Here is a 502-nt window from a genome sequence, read left to right as displayed (position 1 = left end):
GGGTATCCGGATTAAGTGGTTGATTTTCTAATGATCACAGTATGAGACAAACAGTACCCTCAGCGGATTAGTTGGTTGATCACAAGGCAGAGGGGGGTTATTGAAATCCCTTTTCGACGAAAAATTTGAGCATAGCCTGTGTTTCAACAACCACTTAGGCGAGTGCGGTTGCGGCTCACCAGATCGACAAGAAAGTCAGCCACTGCACGCGTGCGGCGCGATCGCGCCAGGTCGGATTGGATTACGATGTAGATTGGCTGATCGATGCCGATGTCCGAGGTGACGCATACCAGCCCAGCATCCAGGGCGACAAAGTGCGGTAGCACCGCAAGACCGAGCCCTGCCTTGGCTGCCGCCACCTGTGCTGCAAGCGAGGTGGTGGCCAGCGCCGGCTGGCGCCCGCGTAGGATTCGCTCGATCCATTGCGCGGCGGGTAGGTGCGATTGCACCTCGCTCCAGGTGATGAAGGCATCCATGTCATAGCCACCCAGATCGGGATTGG

1 protein-coding gene is annotated in these 502 nt (G+C 56.8%); it reads right to left on the bottom strand.

What is annotated here, in order from left to right; all coding sequences use genetic code 11:
- Positions 1-143: 143 nt before the first annotated feature.
- Positions 144-502 (bottom strand): LysR substrate-binding domain-containing protein (locus tag OP498_RS18565; RefSeq protein WP_280554836.1); only part of this gene is annotated, 359 nt, incomplete at its 5' end.

Origin of the sequence: Halomonas sp. 25-S5 (assembly GCF_029889845.1) — a bacterium.
GTDB lineage: Bacteria > Pseudomonadota > Gammaproteobacteria > Pseudomonadales > Halomonadaceae > Halomonas.
The sequence above is the reverse complement of the archived record's forward strand: the minus strand, read 5'-3'. Positions and strand labels throughout refer to the sequence as shown.